The sequence below is a fragment of the Nostoc sp. genome (genome assembly GCF_036917455.1).
Classification (GTDB): domain Bacteria; phylum Cyanobacteriota; class Cyanobacteriia; order Cyanobacteriales; family Nostocaceae; genus Nostoc.
The window spans coordinates 17,619-40,293 of record NZ_JBALDK010000027.1 but is presented as its reverse complement, the minus strand read 5'-3'; the positions used below and the strand labels follow the sequence as shown (position 1 = coordinate 40,293).

Annotated in this window: 18 protein-coding genes; 9 read left to right on the top strand and 9 right to left on the bottom strand. The window is 41.4% G+C overall.

The window, feature by feature from the left end; translation table 11 throughout:
• The first annotated feature begins 2 nt into the window (after positions 1–2).
• The gene (locus V7K42_RS03155) at positions 3–1,742 is read left to right on the top strand and encodes a PAS domain-containing sensor histidine kinase (protein WP_442938513.1); all 1,740 of its coding nucleotides are present in this window, start codon (positions 3–5) and stop codon (positions 1,740–1,742) included.
• Here the strand turns inward: V7K42_RS03155 and V7K42_RS03150 are convergent.
• Positions 1,735–5,256, bottom strand: coding sequence for an eIF2A-related protein (locus tag V7K42_RS03150; protein ID WP_334913456.1), 3,522 nt, complete (start codon positions 5,254–5,256; stop codon positions 1,735–1,737). The two genes, V7K42_RS03155 and V7K42_RS03150, sit on opposite strands and share 8 nt — an antisense overlap.
• Before the next feature lie 169 nt (positions 5,257–5,425).
• On the opposite strand from V7K42_RS03150, the gene V7K42_RS03145 reads away from it, so the two are divergent.
• The 3 genes from V7K42_RS03145 to V7K42_RS03135 all read left to right on the top strand — a co-directional run bounded on the left by V7K42_RS03145 (position 5,426) and on the right by V7K42_RS03135 (position 9,396).
• On the top strand, positions 5,426–7,546 hold the full coding sequence (locus V7K42_RS03145) for a hypothetical protein (RefSeq protein ID WP_334913454.1): 2,121 nt from the start codon (positions 5,426–5,428) through the stop codon (positions 7,544–7,546).
• Positions 7,547–8,107: 561 nt separating this feature from the next.
• On the top strand, positions 8,108–8,842 hold the full coding sequence (locus V7K42_RS03140; RefSeq protein WP_334913452.1) for a D-Ala-D-Ala carboxypeptidase family metallohydrolase: 735 nt from the start codon (positions 8,108–8,110) through the stop codon (positions 8,840–8,842).
• A 176-nt stretch (positions 8,843–9,018) separates the two neighbouring features.
• A complete protein-coding gene (locus V7K42_RS03135) occupies positions 9,019–9,396 on the top strand; it encodes a DUF1304 domain-containing protein (RefSeq protein ID WP_334913451.1) in 378 nt (125 codons plus the stop codon).
• A gap of 35 nt (positions 9,397–9,431) precedes the next feature.
• On the opposite strand, the gene V7K42_RS03130 is transcribed toward V7K42_RS03135, so the two are convergent.
• Positions 9,432–9,644 carry a hypothetical protein gene (locus V7K42_RS03130; protein ID WP_334913449.1) on the bottom strand — a complete coding sequence of 71 codons (213 nt, stop codon included), beginning with the start codon at positions 9,642–9,644 and terminating at the stop codon, positions 9,432–9,434.
• A 120-nt stretch (positions 9,645–9,764) separates the two neighbouring features.
• Between V7K42_RS03130 and ureE the strand changes: the two genes are divergently transcribed.
• From ureE to ureG, 3 genes are all read left to right on the top strand, one after another.
• Positions 9,765–10,211: an urease accessory protein UreE gene (ureE, locus tag V7K42_RS03125; protein ID WP_334913447.1), complete on the top strand. Its 447-nt coding sequence runs from the start codon at positions 9,765–9,767 to the stop codon at positions 10,209–10,211.
• Positions 10,186–10,878, top strand: coding sequence for an urease accessory protein UreF (locus V7K42_RS03120; RefSeq protein WP_334913445.1), 693 nt, complete (start codon positions 10,186–10,188; stop codon positions 10,876–10,878). The genes ureE and V7K42_RS03120 overlap by 26 nt, the downstream gene beginning before the upstream one ends.
• A 108-nt stretch (positions 10,879–10,986) precedes the next feature.
• Positions 10,987–11,583, top strand: coding sequence for an urease accessory protein UreG (gene ureG / locus V7K42_RS03115; protein WP_334913443.1), 597 nt, complete (start codon positions 10,987–10,989; stop codon positions 11,581–11,583).
• A gap of 446 nt (positions 11,584–12,029) precedes the next feature.
• Here ureG and V7K42_RS03110 read toward each other — a convergent pair whose 3' ends face one another.
• Positions 12,030–13,895, bottom strand: coding sequence for an ABC transporter ATP-binding protein (locus V7K42_RS03110; protein ID WP_334913441.1), 1,866 nt, complete (start codon positions 13,893–13,895; stop codon positions 12,030–12,032).
• A 109-nt stretch (positions 13,896–14,004) separates the two neighbouring features.
• On the opposite strand from V7K42_RS03110, the gene V7K42_RS03105 reads away from it, so the two are divergent.
• A complete protein-coding gene (locus V7K42_RS03105) occupies positions 14,005–14,238 on the top strand; it encodes a hypothetical protein (RefSeq protein WP_442938512.1) in 234 nt (77 codons plus the stop codon).
• A 49-nt stretch (positions 14,239–14,287) separates the two neighbouring features.
• Here V7K42_RS03105 and V7K42_RS03100 read toward each other — a convergent pair whose 3' ends face one another.
• The 3 genes from V7K42_RS03100 to V7K42_RS03090 all read right to left on the bottom strand — a co-directional run bounded on the left by V7K42_RS03100 (position 14,288) and on the right by V7K42_RS03090 (position 18,447).
• On the bottom strand, positions 14,288–15,634 hold the full coding sequence (locus V7K42_RS03100) for a calcium-binding protein (RefSeq protein WP_334913439.1): 1,347 nt from the start codon (positions 15,632–15,634) through the stop codon (positions 14,288–14,290).
• 712 nt (positions 15,635–16,346) lie between these two features.
• Positions 16,347–16,919, bottom strand: coding sequence for a single-stranded DNA-binding protein (locus V7K42_RS03095; protein WP_334913437.1), 573 nt, complete (start codon positions 16,917–16,919; stop codon positions 16,347–16,349).
• Between the two features lie 271 nt (positions 16,920–17,190).
• Positions 17,191–18,447: an FAD-dependent oxidoreductase gene (locus V7K42_RS03090; protein ID WP_334913435.1), complete on the bottom strand. Its 1,257-nt coding sequence runs from the start codon at positions 18,445–18,447 to the stop codon at positions 17,191–17,193.
• 147 nt (positions 18,448–18,594) lie between these two features.
• Here V7K42_RS03090 and V7K42_RS03085 point away from each other — a divergent pair, with 147 nt between their 5' ends.
• The gene (locus tag V7K42_RS03085; RefSeq protein WP_334913433.1) at positions 18,595–19,908 is read left to right on the top strand and encodes an ABC transporter ATP-binding protein; all 1,314 of its coding nucleotides are present in this window, start codon (positions 18,595–18,597) and stop codon (positions 19,906–19,908) included.
• Positions 19,909–20,031: 123 nt separating this feature from the next.
• Here V7K42_RS03085 and V7K42_RS03080 read toward each other — a convergent pair whose 3' ends face one another.
• From V7K42_RS03080 to V7K42_RS03070, 3 genes are all read right to left on the bottom strand, one after another.
• Entirely contained in the window at positions 20,032–20,307 is a 276-nt protein-coding gene (locus tag V7K42_RS03080; protein ID WP_104900261.1) for a hypothetical protein, read from the bottom strand.
• Between the two features lie 98 nt (positions 20,308–20,405).
• Complete coding sequence (locus V7K42_RS03075) at positions 20,406–21,374, bottom strand: chlorophyll a/b binding light-harvesting protein (RefSeq protein ID WP_334913431.1); 969 nt, start codon at positions 21,372–21,374, stop codon at positions 20,406–20,408.
• 70 nt (positions 21,375–21,444) lie between these two features.
• A complete protein-coding gene (locus tag V7K42_RS03070) occupies positions 21,445–22,479 on the bottom strand; it encodes a chlorophyll a/b binding light-harvesting protein (RefSeq protein WP_334913429.1) in 1,035 nt (344 codons plus the stop codon).
• Positions 22,480–22,675: the final 196 nt, after the last annotated feature.

Sequence of the window (22,675 nt, the reverse complement as noted above, 5' to 3'; positions counted from 1 at the left end):
TAATGGCGACTCAATTTACAAGAGTGCAAAGATGGTTGAAACAAACCTTTTCTGCACCAACAAGAGATGAAACTACTACTCTTTATAGAGTTTGGCGTAACCGTTTTTTGTGGCAGAGATTGCGTTTATGGTTATGGCTAGCGCTGATTTGTTTGCTGTCTTTTACTTTGCGAGACATTTACGGCTTTTTTTTCCCATTTCAAGAGTTGCAGCAGCTGCCAGAAGTACTTAGAACTCAACGCATTGTAATAAATATTACAATGCTCCTCACTATACTAATTTGTTTTGCCTTACATAAAACTAAATTAGGTCGTCATCGTCCAGATTTATTGTTTTTAGGGTCTTCTTGGGCGATTAGTTTAGCATCGCAGTTGTTTGCCACCCTCAGAGGTTTTGCACTACCCGATCCGATCGGTTGGTCGCTCCTATTCTTAAGCCAAGCTGTATTAATGCCAGTCTGCTGGATTGTTCACCTGCTGTCTCAAGTAGGTGTACTAGTTTACTATTTCGGTGTAAATACTCTACTTGGATTAAAGACACCAGTCCCCGAACACCCAGAAATATATAGTGTGACATTCCTTTTATACATTTTTTGGTTTTGTACTATATGCGACATGGGTGTTTATTTATACGATCGCCTGCAACGTTCTGAGTTTTACGCCCGTCAAGAATTGGAATCTGCATACCAAAAACTCAAAGTTGCAGAAACTAAATATCGCAGCATTTTTGAAAACGCTGTTGAAGGGATTTTTCAAAGTAGTCCCAATGGACGTTACATTACAGCAAATCCGGCTTTGGCACGCATTTATGGCTACTCTTTAGCAGAGGAGGTGACAGCAAATTCCACTGATATTGAGCAATTGTACGTCGATCCGAACCGCCGCGCCGAATTTGTGCGCCTGATGGAAAAGGATGGCAGCGTTTCCGAGTTTGAATCCCAAATTTATCGCCAAGACGGAAGTATTATCTGGATTTCGGAAAAAGCTTATGCAGTGCGCGACGAACATCTTAAACTGCTTTACTACGAAGGTTTGATTGAAGATATTACCCAGCGCAAACAAACTGAAGCAGAACTACGAGTATTTTTCCATGCAGTTTCCCACGACTTACGCAATCCAGTGCTGGGTACTTTAATGGTGTTGAGAAACTTGCTTGCACGTCCAGAGGAAAATATTTCAATTTCTCGCTCAATTTTAGAGCGAATGATTCAAAGTAGCGATCGCCAACTGAATTTAATTAATTCCTTGATGGAAGCTCATCTGGGCGAAATTCAAGGTGTTGTTTTACAACGTCAACCTGTACAATTACTGACAGTTGTGGAAGCTGCGATCGCAGATTTAGAGCCATTGCTAGAGCAAAATCAAGCCCAATTGACAAACTTGGTATCCGCAGATTTGCCATTAGTGAATGCAGATAGCACGCAACTATGGCGAGTTTTTTCTAACTTAATTGTCAATGCTCTCAAACATAATGCCCCTGGTTTGCTCTTGACAATTAACGCTACTTGTGAATATGAGATGATTTATTGTACTGTTAGTGATAACGGTGTAGGCATTAGTCAACAACAAAGCGATCGGCTTTTTGACCTTTACTTTCGGGGTGCAAATATCCGCAATTCTGTAAGTTTGGGATTGGGCTTATATTTATGTAAGCAAATCATCAATGCTCACGGTGGCGAAATGGGCGTGAATAGTGCATTAGATGCAGGGGCAACCTTTTGGTTTACATTACCTATTAGCTAGCACCTAAAGCCTGTAAAGTTGCTAATTGAGCTTCTGTTAACCCTTGAATGTTTTCCAGTTTCATACCTTCGTAGGGACGAGGCGCTCTCCAAGTTTGATCGTATTGACCAGTTTGCAAATCCCAAACTTTAATTGTTTCATCTAAACTACCACTGAAAGCAGTCAGTCTGGTAGAAGTTGCGTCTCCAATTGGGACAGAGGCTACCACCAAACTATAAACAAGCTCTGAATGACCTACCAAAGTTTGATAACATTCTTCTGTAGAGATATACCAAAGTTTCAGATTTCGATCTAAACTACCACTAACAATAAACTGAGCATCTGGACTAAACTGCGCCACCATAACGGGGCCTTGGTGTCCGATAAAAGTTTGCAAACATTCTCCTGTGGAAACTAACCATAGTTTGAGGGTTTGGTCAAAACTTGTACTTAATAACCACTGTCCATTAGGGCTAAAGGTAACTGACCACACGCTGTTTGTGTGTCCTGCTAAAGTTTGCCAACATTCTCCAGTGTCAACATTCCACAGCTTAATTATCCCATCAAACTCGCTACTGGCAAGCAGTTTCCCATCTGGACTAAAGGCGACTGAAACCACTGAACTAGTATGTCCTTTGAAGGTTTTCAGGCATTGACCTGTGCTAATATCCCAAAGTTTCACGGTTTGATCATAGCTGCTACTGGCTAATTGTCTGCCATCTGGACTAAAAACGACTGTCCAAACCCAACTATTATGACCATGCAAGGTTTGTAGACAGGTTCCTAACTTCCAGTCCCATAATTTGATACTGTAGTCTGCACTGCCACTGGCAAGTAAAGGATGCTGGCTAGCAGGTTGAAACGCTACTGACCATACACGGTTAGTATGTTCCCGTAATGTTTGCACTAATCTACCGTTTTTGATATCCCAAAGTTTAATTGTTTGGTCTTCATGTCCACTTGCTAGATAGTTGCCGTCTGGACTTAGAGTTAGGGATAATACACTATTGGTATGTCCTTTGAGTGTTTTCGTGCAGCGTCCTATTTGAAGATTCCATAGTTTGGTGGCGTGGTCATCACCACCACTGACCAATTGTTGCTCGTTAGGATGATAAGCAACTGTCCAAACGCGGCTGCTATGACCGAGCAAGGTTTTTAGGCAATCTCCGTTTACATCCCATAATTTAACTGTGCGGTCAAAACTGCTGCTAGCTAACTGCTGACCATTAGGACTAAATGCGATCGCAGTTACTGTATCTCGATGTCCGCGTAAGGTTTGAAAACATTTTTGGGTTTTAACATCCCAAAGTTTGATAGTGTTGTCATAGCTGCCGCTTGCGAGTAACTGACCATCTGGACTAAATACTATCGAGCGTAACCAGCGATCGTGTCCTTGCCAAACACAAAGACAATTTCCGGTAGCAACATCCCACAAGCGAATTGTATAATCTTCGCTACAACTGGCGATAATTTGACCATCAGGGTGAAAAGCGATCGCCCAAACTCGACCTTCATGACCAACTAAAGTCTGAACTTCTGGGTTAAGCTTTTCTGGTGCAACCTGCCACAAACGAATAGTTAAATCTTGACCGCAACTTGCCAGGATATTATCTTTAGGACTAAATGCAACGGCGTTAACTGAGTAAGTGTGTCCTTTATATGTATGCAGACATTGCCCAGTTTCTACATCCCATAACTTCACTAAATAATCATCACTAGCGCTGGCCAGATACCGTCCGTCTGGACTAAAAGCTACACTCCACGTCCAATGTTGATGTCCTCGACAACACACTAGTTGCTTGACTGTATCAGCATCCCAAATTTGAATTTCGCCTTTGGTGTCGCTAGTAGCTAAATACTGTCCATCTAAACTAAAAGCAACACTGAGTACACCGCCAAAGGTTTCAGCAAAGACAGTTTCTCTAATTTTGACATTAGTAAAATTAGTATTGTGTAATGTAGCGTTGGCTAAGTAAGCTTGGCGAATAGCCAGATGAGAAAAGTCAAAGCCACTCAGATCGGTTTGCAAGTGAAAGAATAGATTCAGCAGATTGCCCCCTGCATAGCCTGTTTGCATTGCTGTTTGGTGTCGCAATTGGGCTAAAATTTCGCAAAGGTGCTGCTCAAGTTTGGCTTGTGTATCAAAGTGGGTGAAAAGTCTCTCCACTAATGGGTGCAGAATAAATTGAATTTGGGCTTCGCGCACGTAATCTTGAGTTTGAGCTTCAATTAAGGCGTGAGTTCTGAATAAGTTGAGTTCGCCTGTAACAATCTCCTGCTCAATTGTTTGGATAAATTGTTCTGTAACATATTCCATAATTACAGGTTGTTGCGTTAACCCTGTGGCTGCTGTTTCTACAAGTGAGCGTCCCTTGAGTGACTCCAAGGCTTCTAAGAGTTCTTGCCAAGATACTTGCGGTAATATTTCTGCTTGTAACTTTGTTGGTGTTACTCCTTCTCGGTTAATCGCTAGCCAGTACATAATCTGTTGTTGCAGAGGCGATAAACGCTCGAATTGTTGCTTGAGTAAGTCCCACAAATCGCTAAAAACGGTATTACCTTGTGCTAAAAATGCTTGTGTGTCACCACAAAATATATCTTGAATAGCGGTTGCGGCAATTTTGAGAGCGAGTGGATTACCACCAAAGTAATTAACTAAGGTTTGATGCTGAGGTGTTATATCTAACCCTTTGGCAATCAGTATTTGCTGACCATCTATTGCTGAGAGTCCTGACAAACAGAGCGATCGCACAGGTAAATTTTTTCCTTCGCGCACTGCAATTTTACCTGGTTTTTCTCGTCCTGTGATCATCAGACAACTTTGGTGGAGTTGATCGCAGATTTGCTCAAATAACTGTTGGTATGCTTCAAACCCTTGTTGGTACTGTCCCCCCCGGTTTCCACTCTCTAAAATTGACTCAACGTTATCAAAAACTAACAAACAACGCTTTTGCTGCAATTGTTGCATCAAAATACTAATTGAACTATTGATTGTTACCTCTGAACCCATTAAAATTGGCAAAATCTCGCTTAGTAAAGTATTTAGTGGCAGTGCTTGCTGTAAACTACGCCAAATCACATATTCAAACTGAGACTGAATTTTTTGAGCAAGTTTCACTGAGAGAGTAGTTTTGCCAATCCCACCGAGTCCAAAAATCCCGACAAAACGACAATGCTCATTCCCAATCCATGTTGTTAAAGTTTGCAATTCTGCTTGACGACCGTAAAATCGAGAAACATCGATGGCTTCTCCCCAATCTTGCGTACTGCTTTGGGATTGTTCATAGCGATGCAGAACGACTTGAATATTTTTTTTAGAGACTTCTTCACCAGTGACTTGGGAGAGCGATCGCCATAATTGCGAACCAACCTGTTTAATATAGTCGTTTTGATAACCTAGTTTCTCAGCAATGACCTCATAAGTTTGTCCTCTCCAAGTTTCCAGAAAAACCACAGATTTAACATCATTAAGGCTTTGCCCAAATGTTGGGTGTAAAAGAGCATTGACTATTTTGAGTGCCTCTTCTGCCGTCATCGCTCAACAAGATCCACGTATAGTTTAAGTCTTTAACTTTTCTGTTCTTCCTGGGAAGATTATGACAAACTTTACAATTATTTACATAAAGTCATCACTTTTTCTCACCGGCAGAGCAATCAAAATTGGGGTATTAAATAATAAGACAACAAAGAATTACAGTTGTAAAATGAAAAAAATTACCTGGTTTGTGCTAGTACTAATAGTCTTAGCAACATGGCTACCAAGTTCTGATGCTGTATGGAAATATCTTTTCTTCTTACGCCTGCCTATATTAATGGGCTTATTCCTTCTATTACTTCCTAAACTTGCAAAAGATTGGCTGCCAGCCATGTTAAAAAGTCTGTTTATACTTCGTGACAAGTGGCAATTGGCAACTATAATTGTGAGTGCAATTGGAGCAGGAACTTCAGTAGTTTTAGTCACATCCATCATTTTAGATAATTCACCAGCTCGCTTTTCTGTGCCAGTAACAATAAAAATTCCTGAATTTTGGCAATATGGCATAGCTATTGCCTTAAGCTTATATATTTGCATAGTTGCAATTGATTTGTCTCAAGAGAAGCTAGACAAAAATGAAATCTGGTGGGGAGCATCTATTGGTACGGTATTAAGCATTGGACTTTTGTTTATCCTTGGTTTACTCAGACAGTGGTTAAGCTCAAATACTTTTTTAAACAAGATAGTCGTTGATATCTTTTCTTTCATCAGCAAAAATCATCTAGCTGGCTATATCAATCCTCAAACTGGTGAATTGGCTGCGGGGCATTTGACAGCAATTGCTTATTTGATAATTGGATTAATTTTTTACCTAACAATTGGTTTAGTTTTTAATCCTAAACCAGAATCCAATCGACCCGAAGCACCTGCTCTGTTATATGTGCTAATGCTAGTTTCCACAACAGTAATTATTTATGGAGGGACAACATTCTATCTTGATTATTTCCGCGTTCCTATATTAGTTCTATTTATTGCTTTCTCTGGTTTAAGTTATTTGGCATTTGATGTTAATCACTTTTTTCAACTCAATCCACTTAATGAAAGTAAAGATAAAAGGAGAGTTGATAGTGATTCTGGTGATTTTAAACAAGTTCTAGATAAACGTCTAAAATATCAACAGGGAGAAAAAACTTTAGTAATTGTTTGTGCCAGTGGTGGTGGAATTCAAGCAGCAGGATGGACAGTAGAGGTCTTGACTGGTTTTCAAGAACTATTAGGAAAGTCATTTACTAAAGCAATTGGTTTGATCAGTTCTGTTTCAGGTGGTTCCGTAGGAACAATGTATTATTTAGATCGCTTTAATAAAGATGGTTTTTTAGAAGAGAACCAACAAAAAAGCTTTGAGGGAACTACCAGAGATAGTTTTACTGCTGCTACTACAGATAGTTTAGATGCTGTTGGTTGGGGTATGGCTTATTTGGATGTATGGCGATTTATAGGGCTTCCTTTCCTGATTCGCCCAAAGTTTGATCGCGGTACAGCAGTTGAGACAGACTGGCAGGCAGAAATGAAGGAACCGAAAAAGAGCAAAACCTTAGCAACCTGGCGAAAACAGATTTTTGATGGCGAAATTCCTATTCCTGTATTCAATGCCACTTTAGTCGAAAACGGCTGGCGGTTTTTGATGACTCCAATGACATTTTGTAAACTTCCTAATAAGAAGTATTTAGACTTTAATAGCCTTTATGGGGCTTATGATATGAATGTTGTCACAGCTGCAAGACTATCAGCAACTTTTCCCTATGTTTCTCCTATCTGCCGCAACAGTATCAATATCCCAGATAGGAACTATCACGTTGCTGATGGGGGTTATTTCGATAACTCTGGCTTTGTAACAGCAGCAGAATGGCTGGATGAACAGCTAAATGAATGGCTACCTGAAAATAGTTTAAATATCAAACGAGTCCTAATATTGCAAATAAATGCTTTTCCCGAATCTCCTTCAACCGAAAAAGTGCAGGGAGATGGAGGCTGGTTTATGGCGACTATAGGCCCATTACTAGCAACCTTTAAAGTACGTGATTCAGTTTTGGCATCTCGAAATGCAAAAGAAGCTGAACTTTTAGCCCAAAAATGGCAGAACAAGGTAGATATCCAATACTTTCCCATCTTCTTTCCCTCTGCATCTGATGCCCCTGAATTTTACAAAGATGGTCAGTATCAACCACCCTTATCCTGGAGGTTGACTGATAAAGAGAAAAAGGCTATTAAAGATGGCTGGACGGCAATAAAAACAGGAAAGACAATAAAAAAAATCAAACACCTCTGGTACGAAACCTGGAATATGTAAAACTTCACACACAGCAGTCTAATCTGATTTGTGAAAACTAAAATATCAAGATTAGTGATTTTTATATAAAATCGCTAATCTTGTTAATTATAAATTATTTAGGATTCCTATTAATATCAATTTAAAATCACATTATTCAAGAAGAAATCAAGAAAGAGTACAACAAAATTCAGGCAAAAGTGGCGATTTTATTTAATTATTCATTAACAAAGGATAAGTAGATGGACAAAAATATTTACAGTCATTGCAACGAAGTAAAGCGATTACAATGACATTGTGTAACTAATTCTGTCCGACTACTTAGCAACAGACAGGAAGCTTAGGACAACGATTAATTCACAACGTATCCTGTTGAAGACATCTACTGCAAACTTGTCATTTGAATATTTTTTTAGAGACTTTACAACTCTTTACATAACTAGTCACCTTTTCTCACCGACAGAGCGATCGGGTTTGAGGTTTGATGAAGTTAAGACAAAGCACAAGTTGCTAACGTCTGCTAATAATTAAACCAAAGTGATATTACGATGAATTCTTTATTGGAATTAAGAAGAGGTAAAAATGGGAATTACAATCGATAAACCTCAAAAAGATGCAGAGTTAGAACTAGAAGATGCAATAGTTTTTGAAGGTACTGCTAGCACGAATATTATTCAAGTAGAATTATGGGCTGATGACCGTTGGCTATTAGGTAAAACTTCGGCAAATAATGGCAAATGGTCACTATCTTATGATTTTAACAGTGGTGGGACTCGGCGGATTGTTGCTAAAGGATTTGATGCGAATAATCAGCTAGTTGCTAGTGACGATAATTGGCTTTTTTTAGATCCACTAAACAAAGTTAATTTGGACATTAACTTGAGCGCCAATTTTAAACTTTGGGAATTTGTCATATCTCCAACAGCCGATTTACTAAGAGCTGATAACACACCAACACCAGGAGAAATCAAAAACTTAGAAAGACTCTGCCAGCAAATTTTACAACCTGCACGGGATGCCTTGGGTCCATTAAAAATTAACTCTGGTTTTCGTTCAGCAGAACTTAACAGAGCAGTAGGAGGCGCTAGAAATAGTGCCCATCGTCAAGGCTTTGCGGCTGATGTCGTTCCAGTAAATGTAGGAACAAAACAACTTGCAGAATGGGTGAATGACAATTGTGAGTTCGACCAAATTATTTTGGAATTTGGCACTTTAGACAATCCAAGATGGATTCATCTTAGTGCTGAACCAAGAAATCGCAAGCAGGTTCTGAGAGCTACTTCTAGTAGTGGAGGAACTGTCTATACTCGTGTTTAAATTTAAACCTCAATATCCGAGTAAATAGTAAAGGAGTTTTACCATGTCTGTAACTATCACAACCCCGATCAATAACTCAGAATTTCTTTGGAAAACACCGATCACTTTTAAGGGTAAGGCAGAAGGCGAAGTCGTCTATAGTGAGCTAAAAATTAAATTTTAGGAGGACAGTAATTGTGGAAATATTTGTCAATATACTTATAGGCATTATTGCATTCATACATATTGTTTTTTTAGTTGTGCAGATTTTTTTCTTTAATACAGAGTTTATTCAAGAAAAATTACTGAAAAATTTTACTATAGAAGAAATTGCTACAATTCTTGCTCGAAATCAAGGGTTATATAATGGCTTTCTTGCTGCCGGCTTAATTTGGGGATTATTTATCTCACAGTTCCCACAGGTTGAGTCTTCATGGATTGTGATTTTCTTTTTAATTTGTGTAGCGATCGCAGGTGTTTTTGGTAGCATTACACTGAAACGACCAACAGCATTTTTAATCCAATCAGTACCTGCAATATTGGCTTTATTCTTGCTTGGGTTTCCTAATTTTTAGCGGTTAGGTTTCCAGAAATATTCTCGAATTTGCGATTATTCAGGAAAAAATAAACCGATAGAACAACAAAATCCTGGTAAAAGTGGCGATGTGATTTGATCATCGCCTAACAAAGTAGCAACTAAAACCAACTGTGCTTTTTCTCCAAAGAGTTCTCCATTAATAATTTCATAGCGTGTCCACTCATTTTCGGGTAGAACCTCTAAATCGTGAATTGTCCAGCGTACTCCTTCAATGGCTTGGTTCATGATTATCCCCGTTTGGCTTGTTGCCTTTCTTTGTTTAATTTTATCTTTTCTTCAGGCAAGGCAGTTATGGGGTTTAAATTAGAACCATAATAAAACACAGAAGTTCAAGCGAAACTCTGTATGCTGACATTTACCCAACTTAAACCACCTAATTGCGATGTCGCAGTTACCTTGACTCTGGCGCTAACAGCAGAAGAACGTACCCGCAGCCGTCATCGCTTTGAAACGGAAGATGGTAAGGTTGTGTTTTTACATTTACCGAGAGGAACTGTCTTACACGATGGCGATATTCTGCTAGAAGAAACCCATAGTAGTTTAATCAGAATTATTGCCAAACCAGAACTAGTAGTGACTGCCTTTGCTCAAACACCACTTTTATTACTACGCGCAGCATATCATTTGGGAAATCGCCATGTACCTGTAGAAATTACCCCGACTTATTTACGCTTATCTTCAGATTCGGTTTTACGCACGATGTTGGAACAACTGGGGTTAGAAGTTAAAGAGGAAATTTTACCGTTTCAGCCAGAATTAGGAGCTTATGGACAACACCATCATGCTCGCTGATAGCCATTTTTTGAGTATTTTACAATTAGCTAGCCCCACTTTACCTGTGGGAGCATATAGCTATTCTGAAGGTTTGGAAATGCTGGTGGAAAATGGTACGATCGCTAACCAGACACAACTCAAAGATTGGTTAAAAGCAGAGTTGCTCTACGGAGCAATTCGGTTAGAGGCGGCGGTGATGGTACGATCGCAGCAATCGGCAAAAATGAATGATGTAGAGTCGCTATGCCGTTGGAATCTCTGGTTATCCGCAGCTAGGGAAACAGAAGAATTACGCGCCTCTAGTTGGCAGATGGGGCGATCGCTGATTCAATTACTTGGTAAACTAGAACCGGAGATTATACCTATTGCCAAAGCTGTAGGTAATCCTTGCAATTATGCGATCGCTTTTGGCATTGCCATTGCCCATTGGCAAATTAGCATCAAAGCTGCATTACTTGGATATCTGCATAGTTGGGCAAGTAATTTGATTACTGCTGGCGTGAAACTTATTCCCCTTGGCCAAACAGCAGGACAGCAGTTATTGCTAGATTTGCAACCATTATTTAGCACTGCATCCCTAGAAATTTTAGCCTTGGAGGATGATGAACTCGCCTGTTGTAGTTGGGGTTTATCGCTGGCAAGTATGCAGCATGAAACGCAGTATACAAGGTTGTTTAGGAGTTAGGGAATTGGGAATTGGGAATTGGGAATTGGGAATTGGGAATTGGGAATTGGTCAAAAACTAAGTCTTAATAACTATGTACTAAAGACAAATGACAAAGGACAAAGAACAATGAATGCATTTCGAGTAGGAGTTGCTGGCCCGGTGGGTTCGGGGAAGACGGCTTTGGTGGATGCTTTGTGTAAGGGATTGCGTGAGCAGTATCAGATTGCGGTGGTGACGAATGATATTTATACTCAGGAGGATGCCCAATTTTTAGTTCGTTCTCAGGCGTTGAGTAGCGATCGCATTTTGGGTGTAGAGACTGGCGGTTGTCCTCACACTGCTATCCGCGAAGATGCTTCGATGAATTTGGCGGCAATTGAACAATTAGAAGAACGTTTTATCGATTTGAATTTAGTATTTTTGGAAAGTGGCGGCGATAATTTAGCTGCTACCTTTAGTCCAGAATTGGTGGATTTAACGATTTACGTCATTGATGTTGCGGCTGGTGATAAAATCCCTCGCAAAGGTGGCCCCGGCATTACCAAGTCTGATTTGTTGGTGATTAATAAAACAGATTTAGCACCTTATGTTGGTGCAGATTTAAGTGTGATGGAACGAGATGCTAAAAAAATGCGCGGCGATAAACCTTTTATTTTTACTAATTTGAAAACTCAGTCTGGACTTGCAGATGTAATTAACTTTGTTTGCACAAATATCTGTTAAAAAAGAATTTTATAACCCACGGAGGTGGGTTTTGTCTGTGTAGACGCGGTTTATGAGCCTTTTTACTCGGCAGTTGAACCTTTTTACTCGGCAGTTGAACCTTTTTACTCGGCAGTTGAACCTTTTTACTCGGAAGTTGAACCTTTTTACTCGGCAGTTGAACCTTTTTACTCGGAAGTTGAGCCTTTTTACTCGACAGTTGAGCCTTTTTACTCGGCAGTTGAACCTTTTTACTCGGAAGTTGAGCCTTTTTACTCGGAAGTTGAGCCTTTACTCTTTGTCAAAGTAAATTTTTTTAATGAACCGCATTCGCGTAGCGTCTCGCACAGAAGTGGCTTCCCGCAGGGTAGGACGCAAAGGAAGAAAAGGAAGAGAAGAAAGAGAAGGAAGAGAAGGAAGAGAAGAAAGAAATGCTGAACTGTATTGGTTTATAACCGCCCTTTTAACTATAAAGTCCCTAGATGACGACTTCGCACCCGTTCAGCACTACCAGTAGGAATCGCAGCAATTAATTTTTGTGTGTATTCCTCTTTGGGTTCTTGGTAAATGCTTTCGGCTGTACCTTCTTCAACAATTTGACCGCGATTCATAACTAAAATGCGATCGCTCATAAATTTCACCACACTTAAATCGTGAGAAATAAAAATATAAGTAAGCTGAAAATCTGACTGTAATTCTTTGAGAAGATTTAATACCTGGGCCTGTACTGAAACATCCAGCGCTGAAACTGATTCATCGCAGATGATAAACTTAGGATTTAACGCCAAAGAACGAGCTATACAAATCCGTTGGCGTTGACCGCCAGAAAACTGATGAGGATAGCGGTTAATTGCATCTGCACTCAACCCCACCCGTTCTAAAAGTTCGGTTACTCGTTGTCGTCGTTGTTGCTTTGTCTTCCCAACGGAGTGAATTAACAACGGTTCCATCACCGCATCCCCAACCTTCATTCGGGGATCGAGAGAACTAAAGGGATTTTGGAAGACTATTTGCATTTCCCGCCGCAGTTTTTGCAACTGTTCTCCTTTCAGGCTAGTAATATCTTGTTTCTCAAAGATAATCTGACCACTCATCGGTTCAATTAAGCGCAGCAAGGTTCTGCCAAGGGTGGTTTTACCGCAACCAGATTCTCCCACCAAACCTAGTGTTTCCCCTGGTTTGACATCAAAGGAAACGTCATTCACCACCATATTGTAGCGTTTTGTCCCACCAAACACCCCGCGCACTGGAAAACCAACTTTCAAATTACGGATTTGTAGCAGAGGTTCCTTCTCATTGAAGTTTGCCAATCTTGTAGCAATCTCTTCCGTGGTGACATCTATGGGTTGTGCAGGTTCCTTCGCCTGAATTATTACTTGTCCCGTTGCTGTCTCTTCTGCACTCATGTAGTCAGAAACGGTGAGTAATTTTTGGGGACGGCGGTTAAGTGTGGGGCGACAAGCTATTAAACCTTTAGTATATGGATGCTGGGGAGTGCTGAAAATTTGTTCAGAAGTACCAGATTCAACAACTTTGCCTTTATACATCACCGCTACTTGGTCAGCAATTTCTGAAATTAGCCCCAAATCGTGGGTGATGAAAATCATTGCCATGTCACGGCTTTGCTGCAATTCTCGCAACAAGTCCAAAATAGTGGCTTGCACCGTCACATCCAAGGCTGTGGTTGGTTCATCGGCAATTAAGATTAATGGGTTGCAAGAAATTGCCATTGCAATCATTACCCGTTGCAACTGTCCCCCAGAAAGTTCATGAGGGTAGCGTTCCAGCATGGCTTCTTTGTGTTCTTTAAGCAATTGTGACAACTTTGATGGTTCTGGTTTCGATGAGGTTTCGGTATACTGCTGCTGGATCTCCTCATCGCTAGGTAAAAGTTTAACCTCTTGTAGACCTGCGATCGCAATTTGTCGTGATTGGGCTGCTGACACATTTTGATGCCGCATAATCGCTTCTGTTAGCTGAAACCCGATGTTATAAACCGGATTGAGCGAACTCATCGGTTCTTGAAAAATCATGGCGATGTCGCCACCTCGGTGTAACTGCATTTGCTCAGGAGGCAATTTTACCAAATCGATCGGGTTGCCATTCTCCTGTGGACGAAAGCAGATTTCACCGCCAGTAACTATACCAGGAGTTTGCAACAAGCCCATCACAGCTAGGGCTGTCACCGATTTACCACTCCCCGATTCTCCTACTATTCCTAGAGTTTCACCTCGATGCAGCCCAAAGGAAATACCATCCAAAGCTCTGACAATATTGCCATCACCGGGAAATTCAACTTGTAAATTGCGAACCTCTAGGACAGTTTCTCTCATAGGAGTTGGGTAAGAATCTTAACTTAAAATTATTTGGATTTTAACAATAGTTTTAATCCATTATGTCGTTAAATTTGGTTTTTACACTCCTTGGCATGAGGTGCAGGAGTTGTGCGAGACTGAGGAACGCGATCGCCTGTACCTGGAGCGAAAAGTAGAACTGGCGTTTTTTGAAGCAGGAAAAGCTTTGATGAAACTTCGCTATGAGCTACGCCCCGCCCTAGGCGATCGCAGCTTATACCGTTCCACTCACAAAACGTTTGAAGAGTATAAATACTCTACTGAGGGAATTAAATCAGTAGAGTATTTTTGTGGAAGTGCGATTTCAAGCAATAGCCGCTAAGAGCATCCGTACCAGATCGTTAGACTGTTGACTTTGTGGGTAAGTCGTTCTAAGCATGAGGCACAACGCCTCTAAAGGCAATTTGCTCAACATTCAAGACGTTGAGGACAAACCCATCGCGTTTAATGGTGTAATTGTCGGAGCTACCGATGATGGTGTAATTAGTTTTGGAGTCAGGCAGAATTAGCTTGTCCCATCCCGAACCGCCATCAATGGTGGCATTACCGTAACCAACATCAAATGTGTCGTTTCCACATCCACCTTTAATTAAGACATTGGCAATATCGCCCCCTTGGTTTGAAACGGGATTACCGTTAGCATCAATTCGACGAGCTTTGAAGTAATCGTTACCGCTTCCGCCATCAATAGTGCCGCCTTGAATGCCAATGCTGGTGCCATAGCCAGTAAGGGTATCATCTCCAGCCCCTCCACAGATAATGCCATTAGTATTAAGAAAACCTATGCCTTGACTAATGCCAGTACCGATGATGGTATCGTTGCCATCGCCTAAACTGATGATGCTACTGTTAACAATGCCTATACCTACACCAGGTGGAACCACCCCAGCTTCTGGATAAGAAGGGATCTCGGACCCTGCACCGCCTGTACCCGTGCCAGAAAGAAAGTCGTTTCCCTGCCCTGTACTAATTACGCTACCCTTGCTGTTGGAGATGCCTATACCATTCCCCGCAGGTATATTCTCACGAAATAGCTGTATGTCCCCATCACCGCCCTTGCCGATACCAGTAATAGAATCGTTTCCAAAGCCTCCACTAATCACGCTGCCATCACTGTTGAAGATGCCTGTACCATCCTCTCCATCAAAAACATCCTTATCCTTACTATTTCCCTCGATCAAGTCGTTCCCGTAACCTCCATCAATACGGCTATGCTGAGTGTTAGAGATTCCTATAGCATTACCAGTTCCCTCTATAGAGTCGTTCCCGTAACCTCCATCAATGTGGCTATACTGGGTATTATTGATGCCTTTAGTGATACCTACTCCCAAACCGTCGCCTCCCGTTCCGGTTCCCTTGATCAAATCATTTCCGTCTCCTCCATTAATGCGGCCACCATGAGTGTTAGAGATACCTGTACCAGGTTCAACGCTTCTATACTCGACACCACCAGTGCCAGTGCCAGAGATAGTATCGTTTCCCCTCCCTGCATTGATGATCCCACTGTTAGCAATGCCAGTGCCAGTGCTTCCGTCGAAGCCGTCGCTGAAGCCAGTGCCAGTGCCAGAGATAGTGTCGTTACCGCCTTTAGTATCAATGACTCCCTTTTTTAAAACCTCAATTCCAATTGCGGAATATGCATTATCTTCAAGACCAATTACCTGATCCGAACCAGAGGTACCGATGAGTGAGGGAGAAGAAACAATTAATCTGGACATAATATTATTTTCCTCAATAGAGTGCGAGCGAGTTTTAATCCCTGAAAGTCTTGTTCGTTCTATTCAGTTTTATTTCAATCAGAATTATCTAAGTTGAGACTTTCTCTGCTCAGGAGTTCACAGAGTTAAAACTAGAAAGTTTTAGATATGACTTGTGCTGTCTAACGAATTATTTATCGCGATCCAAAATTGGGCAAAATTACACCCTTCAAGACTTTTAAAACATCCTCTCAGAGTGTTAAGTAACGAAAAATAATCTGTAATTCGACACCTGGAAACAAGAAATATTTAGATAATCTGATAAGAATGGAATACCGAAAATTTACTTAGATGTCTATATTTACATAGACATCTTCGCATAATCTTTATATTTTTGACTAAAAAATGTATATGTAAGTACTGAACTTGATGTATTCTTTATATTTTGTTCTCAACGTTTAGTACTTTAATTCCCGTAAGCACTAAATATTAATTTAACGCAATTATGATAAACTTATGACAAAAGTATGACGAGGCCTTTCTACTGAATAAGCTGTTTAAAATCAGGAAATAAAGGCAATTTATCGAAACAGAATATATGCGTCAATCGTCAGAATTCAGCAATAGGTTAATACAGACAAAAAAATAGCACATCCTAAAGGATGGCTATTGGTAGAAATTGTCTAATCGTAATGTTTAGTTAGCAAACTGAATACACGCTCGACTACCAACTTTAGAAGGGAATATCATCTGGATCTGGTTCTTGCTCTTTCACTGGTGGATAAGTAGTTCGCTCATAATTTGTCGGTTGGGGTACGGGTTCGTAAGTTTTCGCTTGGGGAGCAACGCCAACAGGATTTGCAGCCGGGGTAGGCGCTGGACGTGGTGACTCGTAAGTGTTAACTTCTTTCTGTGCAGGACGAGATGCTGAAGATGCTTGTCGGGGAGCAGTTTCAGTGAATGATGGAGTTACGGTTGCTGAAGGCAATGGATCGGTATTAAAACTACCTCCAACAGGTTGAATTTGTTGCACTGTCAATTCAGCGCGTTTTTCTTTAAAACCTTCCATCGCAACAGTATTCATGCCTAAACGTCCTACCAAAATGACGCGATCGCCTTGGTGGTAGTTTTGCTGAATTTCTGTCGCTAAATTCCCCCAACCGACAACTTTCAGGGTAGCTGGCGGATCTTCTGGTTTCAGGGAATTGGGAAACTGCACCAGCATTTCCGTAACTCCCAAGTTATCGGCTGTATAGCGGAGTTGCGGCTCGTTAATAATTTCCGCCATCAAAACGCAGCTGTTCATTAAAATTACTCCTGACTGCAAAAAGTACTGATTGAAAAAGAGGGATTTTTCTATGTAGTGCCAATTAATATCTAGATATGTTTAATTGTTCGCATTTTTTAATAATGCCTGAGTTTTTAGTTATTTCTAGCATAAAAGCCAAGCGATCGCTTTGAACAGCATTAAGTATACCGTCCACTACTTTCGCCTGACTAAATTGAGCATTCAATTCTGCATTGAGTAGTATAATTGTACCATTAATTCGTTAAATAGAAAAAATTCTTGGCAAAAATTAAGTCTTGACGTGAACTGGAAAAACACCCAAGGCAATCAACCTGGCTGGAAGGTCGCGCAAAATGGGTAAGCGCAAAAAAGCAGGTGGTACGAAGGTGCTATTTGAGTTGAGAACTGGAGCAAATACCCGCTTTTGGATAAAAGTTTGAAACGCCTGAATGATGCGTGTGGGCACTTCGCGTTGACGTTGTACTTTTGCTAGATCGCTAAGTTGTACTTGTCGGTTCTTAAGCGGTTTGCTGAGTACATTCGCTGCAACTACAGCATCTTGAATTGCGTAGTTAATTCCAACTCCACCCACGGGGGACATTATATGAGCCGCATCACCGATAAGTAATAGTCCTGGACGATACCAGCGTTTGACACGGCTAGACTCGACTGAGAGAAAAGCTACTTGCGACCAATCATGTAAATTTTCGATGCGTTGCTGGAATTCTGGCACTACTTCCACAACGGATTTTTTTAATTCCTCCAAACCCGCAGCCCGCAGTTGTTGATAGCCTCCCTTGGGAATGACATCGGCAACTTGCCACTCATCGCCACGGTCAAGCATGGCGATGATTTTACCTTGACCAAAGCGCCCCATTCCCCCCTCTAGGTCTTCTGGCTGACGCGGTAAGCGAAACCAAAGGATATCCATTGGCGGCGAGGTTTCGATGGACTCAAACTCACCCAGGTGGCGCAAACGTGAGTGACGACCGTCTGCACCCACCGTCAGTATCGCTCGGACTTCATGCCAACCACCACCTCCCCGATAGCGGACACCTTGAATTACGCCATTTTCCGTAATTAATTCCTGCACATTCGCACCCATTACTAACCGAAAACTAGGATATTTTTGGGCTTCTTGGGTGATGAACTCCAGGAATTTCACCTGGGGAAGCATTGTAATATAGGGGTAGCGGGTTTTTAGATGGCTAAAATCTGCCAAAGTGACGGTATCTTCAGGAGTTTTAAACCTAATTTGGCGCATTTTGGCATGAGGGAGTTCTAGCAAAGCTTTACTAAGCCCCAATTCTTCCATAATTTCCATCACCGATGGATGAATCGTATCGCCGCGAAAGTCGCGATCGAAGTCTTTGTGTGTTTCCAGCAGCATAACTGCAATGCCTTGACGCGCTAACAACAGCGCCAAAACTGCTCCGGCTGGCCCCCCACCCACAATGCAACAATCTGTGGTTTGTGCGTCTACAATGTCATGGATGGGGTTAACGCTTGGATCTTGGGAAAGATTTTTAGGTACATCGGTAGTCATAACAACACCTCTTGATAGCCCTAAAATTTAGGATAGTTTGCTTTTTATACTGCAAGCTGTTTTTTTAACTTTTCGTATTTACATAGAACGTGTATTATGATTGGCGCTAAACTGTCATTGGTCATTGGTCATTAGTCATTAGTCATTGTGTCCCAAGTTGTTTTAGAAAACGTTTATAAAAGTTTTTCCCCGCGTAAAGGGGAAGGTGTGAGTTCACAAAACCAATCTCCTCTCACCTCTGGGGAGAAAAGTGATGTAGCCCAAGAACGTGCGGGAAGTGTTAATGTCTTGCGGCGGATTAACTTGACAATCGCAGATGGTGAGTTTATGGTGCTGGTAGGCCCTTCTGGTTGTGGTAAAAGTACTTTGCTACGGTTAATCGCTGGGTTAGAAACAATGACTGGCGGTAATATCTGGGTAGGCGATCGCTTAATCAATGACCTACCACCTAAAGAACGCGACATCGCAATGGTGTTCCAAAATTACGCCCTCTATCCTCACATGACGGTGTATGACAACATCGCCTTTGGGTTACGCCGTAGGGGAAGCAGGGGAGCAGAGGAGCAGGGGAGCAGAGGAGAAAATACTTCATATCTTCGGACGTGGGCAGAAAATCTTTTTGTGGGGGTGACAAGAAAGTTACCTAAAGGGCTGCGCTACATTTCTGACAAAGAACGGGCGGTGAATGAGCAGGTGCGTAGTGTTGCTCAACTGTTACAAATTGAAACATTGCTGAATCGCTTACCCAAACAGCTATCTGGGGGACAAAGACAACGGGTTGCATTGGGGAGAGCGATCGCGCGTGACCCCCAAGTATTTTTAATGGATGAACCGCTTTCTAACTTAGATGCCAAACTGCGGGCGGAAACCCGCGCCCAAATTGTCAAATTGCAGCGCCAACTGGGAACAACGACAATTTACGTTACCCATGACCAAACTGAAGCGATGACAATGGGCGATCGCATTGCAATTATGTCTGAGGGTAAAATTCAGCAAGTTGCTTCTCCTTTAGAACTTTACAACCGCCCTGTCAATCTTTTTGTTGCAGAGTTCATTGGTTCACCACCGATGAATTTTATTCCTGTAAAATTTCATGCCCCGCAGTTGATTACTTATTCCCAGTTTCGTTTCACTCTCCCAGAGGTTTGGGCAAAAGCTTTACAAAAATATGATGGGAAAACTTTAATTTTAGGGATTCGCCCAGAACACTTAAACTTGAGTATGCCTGCCACTAAAAATCTACCAGTACAAGTGGATTTGGTAGAGAATCTCGGCAACGATTCCTTTCTCGCTGTTAAAATTGCCGAACCTGGTTCTCAAAGAGCCACTACAGCCAATTACCTACAAGTGCGAATACCACCAGACCGATTTGTACAAGTTGGTGAGCAACTATGGTTATCGCTAACTCCAGAGAAAATTCACTTTTTTGACCCGGAAACTGAGTTAGCGATATTTCCCTAATACTATCCGCGTCTAATTGGTAGAATACGCACCCTACCTTGATTATCGAAATTTTATCACCTTCTAGCCTAACTGATTGCTAATCTGAAAAAATTTTTAGCGATCGCACTGGTCGAATAAACATTAACAAAGCTTTCGTCGTCCCTTCTGGCAAGCATTACAGGCAGAGGTTTTAGGTTCAAAATCAATACAAGCGATCGCTTCCTCAGAACAAGCTTTTTTTGGGTGTACAGTACATTTGAGACGGTAGTCATTGGTAAAATATTCGCAACCAGAACAAGGAATTTCATGCAGCGTTTTTAAATGAATTATCCCTTTTTTCAAAGTTAACCAGAAACTCGAAATAAATAGAATCATTACTGTCCAAGTGCAAAAAGCGCACAAAATCATACTTAGCATTAGTTATCCTCATAAAAATTCCAAAAAAAATGCCCACAGTCCACTGCTGTTAACCGCAGGCATAAGAGTTTATTTAGCTAGTGTTGAGTGAAACTTAATTAACTATTAGCTTGACGGAGCGATCGCCAATAGTGCCAAACATAACCTAAGAAGGCCACTACACCAAGAAAGAACTGAATATCTGCCAATCCTAGACGTTCAGAACCGTAAAATTCTCTTGGAAAAACTGTCGTGTTATATCCCACAAATGCGGTAGAAACCCAAGCCATCAAAGCTAAACCGAGCAAGCTATAAGAAAGAATTTCTTCACCATTCTCAATTGGTAAAATTCGTCTTATCCAGGTAAAAGGCTGCACAAGAATATGCCATACACCACCAGTAATTAAAATTAAACCAATCCAAATATGTCCGCCAATGACATCTTCTAAGTTGTCAACACTTGCCATCCCTAGAGGAGTCCAGCTACCATCTTTCAAACCAACTAAGTAGCCAAAAATTGTAGACGGGTTTAAATTGGGATTGCTAATTAGACGGACATTTCCCAAATTAGTATCATAAATTCCGCTAAAAATCATTGCCTTTAGCACTAATAAAAAGGCTCCCAAACCGAGAATAATTAGGTGATGACCTAAAATTAAACCCAATTGCTTCGGGTCATTCCATTCATAGTGAAATTTCGCCACTTGTCCACCGGCATTATATAAAATCGCCGGGGCGCGAAAAACATGAAAAAGTCCACCTGCACCCAACACAGCAGATGCAACTAAGTGCAAAATGCCAATTACAAAATAGGGATAGGTATCGACTACTTCACCTCCAGCACCTACACCCCAGCCCAAAGTTGCTAAGTGTGGTAACAAAGTCAATCCTTGTTCATACATTGGTAAGTTAGGAACAAAGCGTGTAACTTCAGATATTGTTATTGCTCCTACCCAAAACATAATTAAGCCTGCATGAGCAATGTGAGCGCCTAATAATTGACCAGATAAATCAGTTAAACGGGCATTACCCACTAACCACGATAAATTTGTGTCTGCTGCTAAGGTTCTATCAGTTGTAATTGTCATAGTGAAATACCTTTATGAGCATTTTGAATTTTGGATTTTAGATTATGAAAATCTAAAATCCAAAATTGTTTTACGATTCGCTACCAATGGCATTTAATGCCTTTTCAATTTGCCTAAAGTCAACCCCAATTGCTCGCAGGGCGTGCCAAAGATGACCTTGCAAGAAGAAGAATGCTAAGAAGAAATGGGCATTTGCTAACCATGCTCTAGAAGTGTAACCACCGTTAGCTAACTTAATGCTGTCGGCAAAATAAGGGCTAACTCCGAGTTTTACTTCCAAGGTAGAGCCATAAAACTCCACGGGATAAGCTAAGGTATTTACTGCACAGAAGTAAGCTGCAACAAATCCCGCTAAGGCAATACCGCCTAAAGAGTAAGAAAGAATGGCTTCACCGGAGAAGATTAAAAGCTTTTTCGCCCAAGGTAAAGGCTCTATGAGGATGTGCCAAATACCGCCGCCAATGAGTAATAAGCCTACATAGATATGACCGCCGACTAAATCTTCTAAGTTATTAACAGTGGCAAAGTGAGTTTGATAGCCATAAATGACCAAGGGATTGAGGGTGGGGTCGGTAACAACTCGAACATCGTGAATTGTCGAGTCGTACAGTCCTCCCCAGAACATCGCTTTTCCTACGAGGAGTAAAGCACCTAATCCTAAGAAAATTAGGTGATGTCCTAAGATGAAGCCAAGTTTTTTCGGGTCGTCCCATGTAAAGTGAAATTTCCGAGCGCGACCAGTGGCATCTTTTAAGTTTCTTGGAGCTTTGAAGGTGTGGAAAAGTGCGCCCGCAGCAAGCACAGCAGAAGAAATTAAGTGTAAAGCGCCGATTACAAAATAGGGATAAGTATCAACTACCTGACCACCTGCACCCACACCAAAACCCAAGGTGGCTAAGTGGGGAAGCAAAATTAGCCCCTGTTCGCCCATAGGTATTTCGGGATTGTAGCGAGAGATTTCAAACCATGTAAACGCCCCAGCCCAGAGCGTTGTCAACGCGGCTTGTGCCACATGAGCGCCGATAAATAAGCCAGAGAGATTGGCGAAGCGGGCGTTACCAGTCCACCAATCAAATTTGAGGTTGGGATTGCCGTATGTCTGCATTGTTAAGCACAATTAGCAATTGTTGCTAATAATATTCAATTAACTGGTTCTTGTATCAGCAGTGAAATGTCGCGTGAGGGCTATAAAAGTAGACCCAAAGCTTTTATCTGAACGAAGAGAGATTCTTCCAATTCACCGCAGGCGTTACCGTTCTTCGTCAGATATGACTTCTTGCCACATCCTCTGCTTATTGACA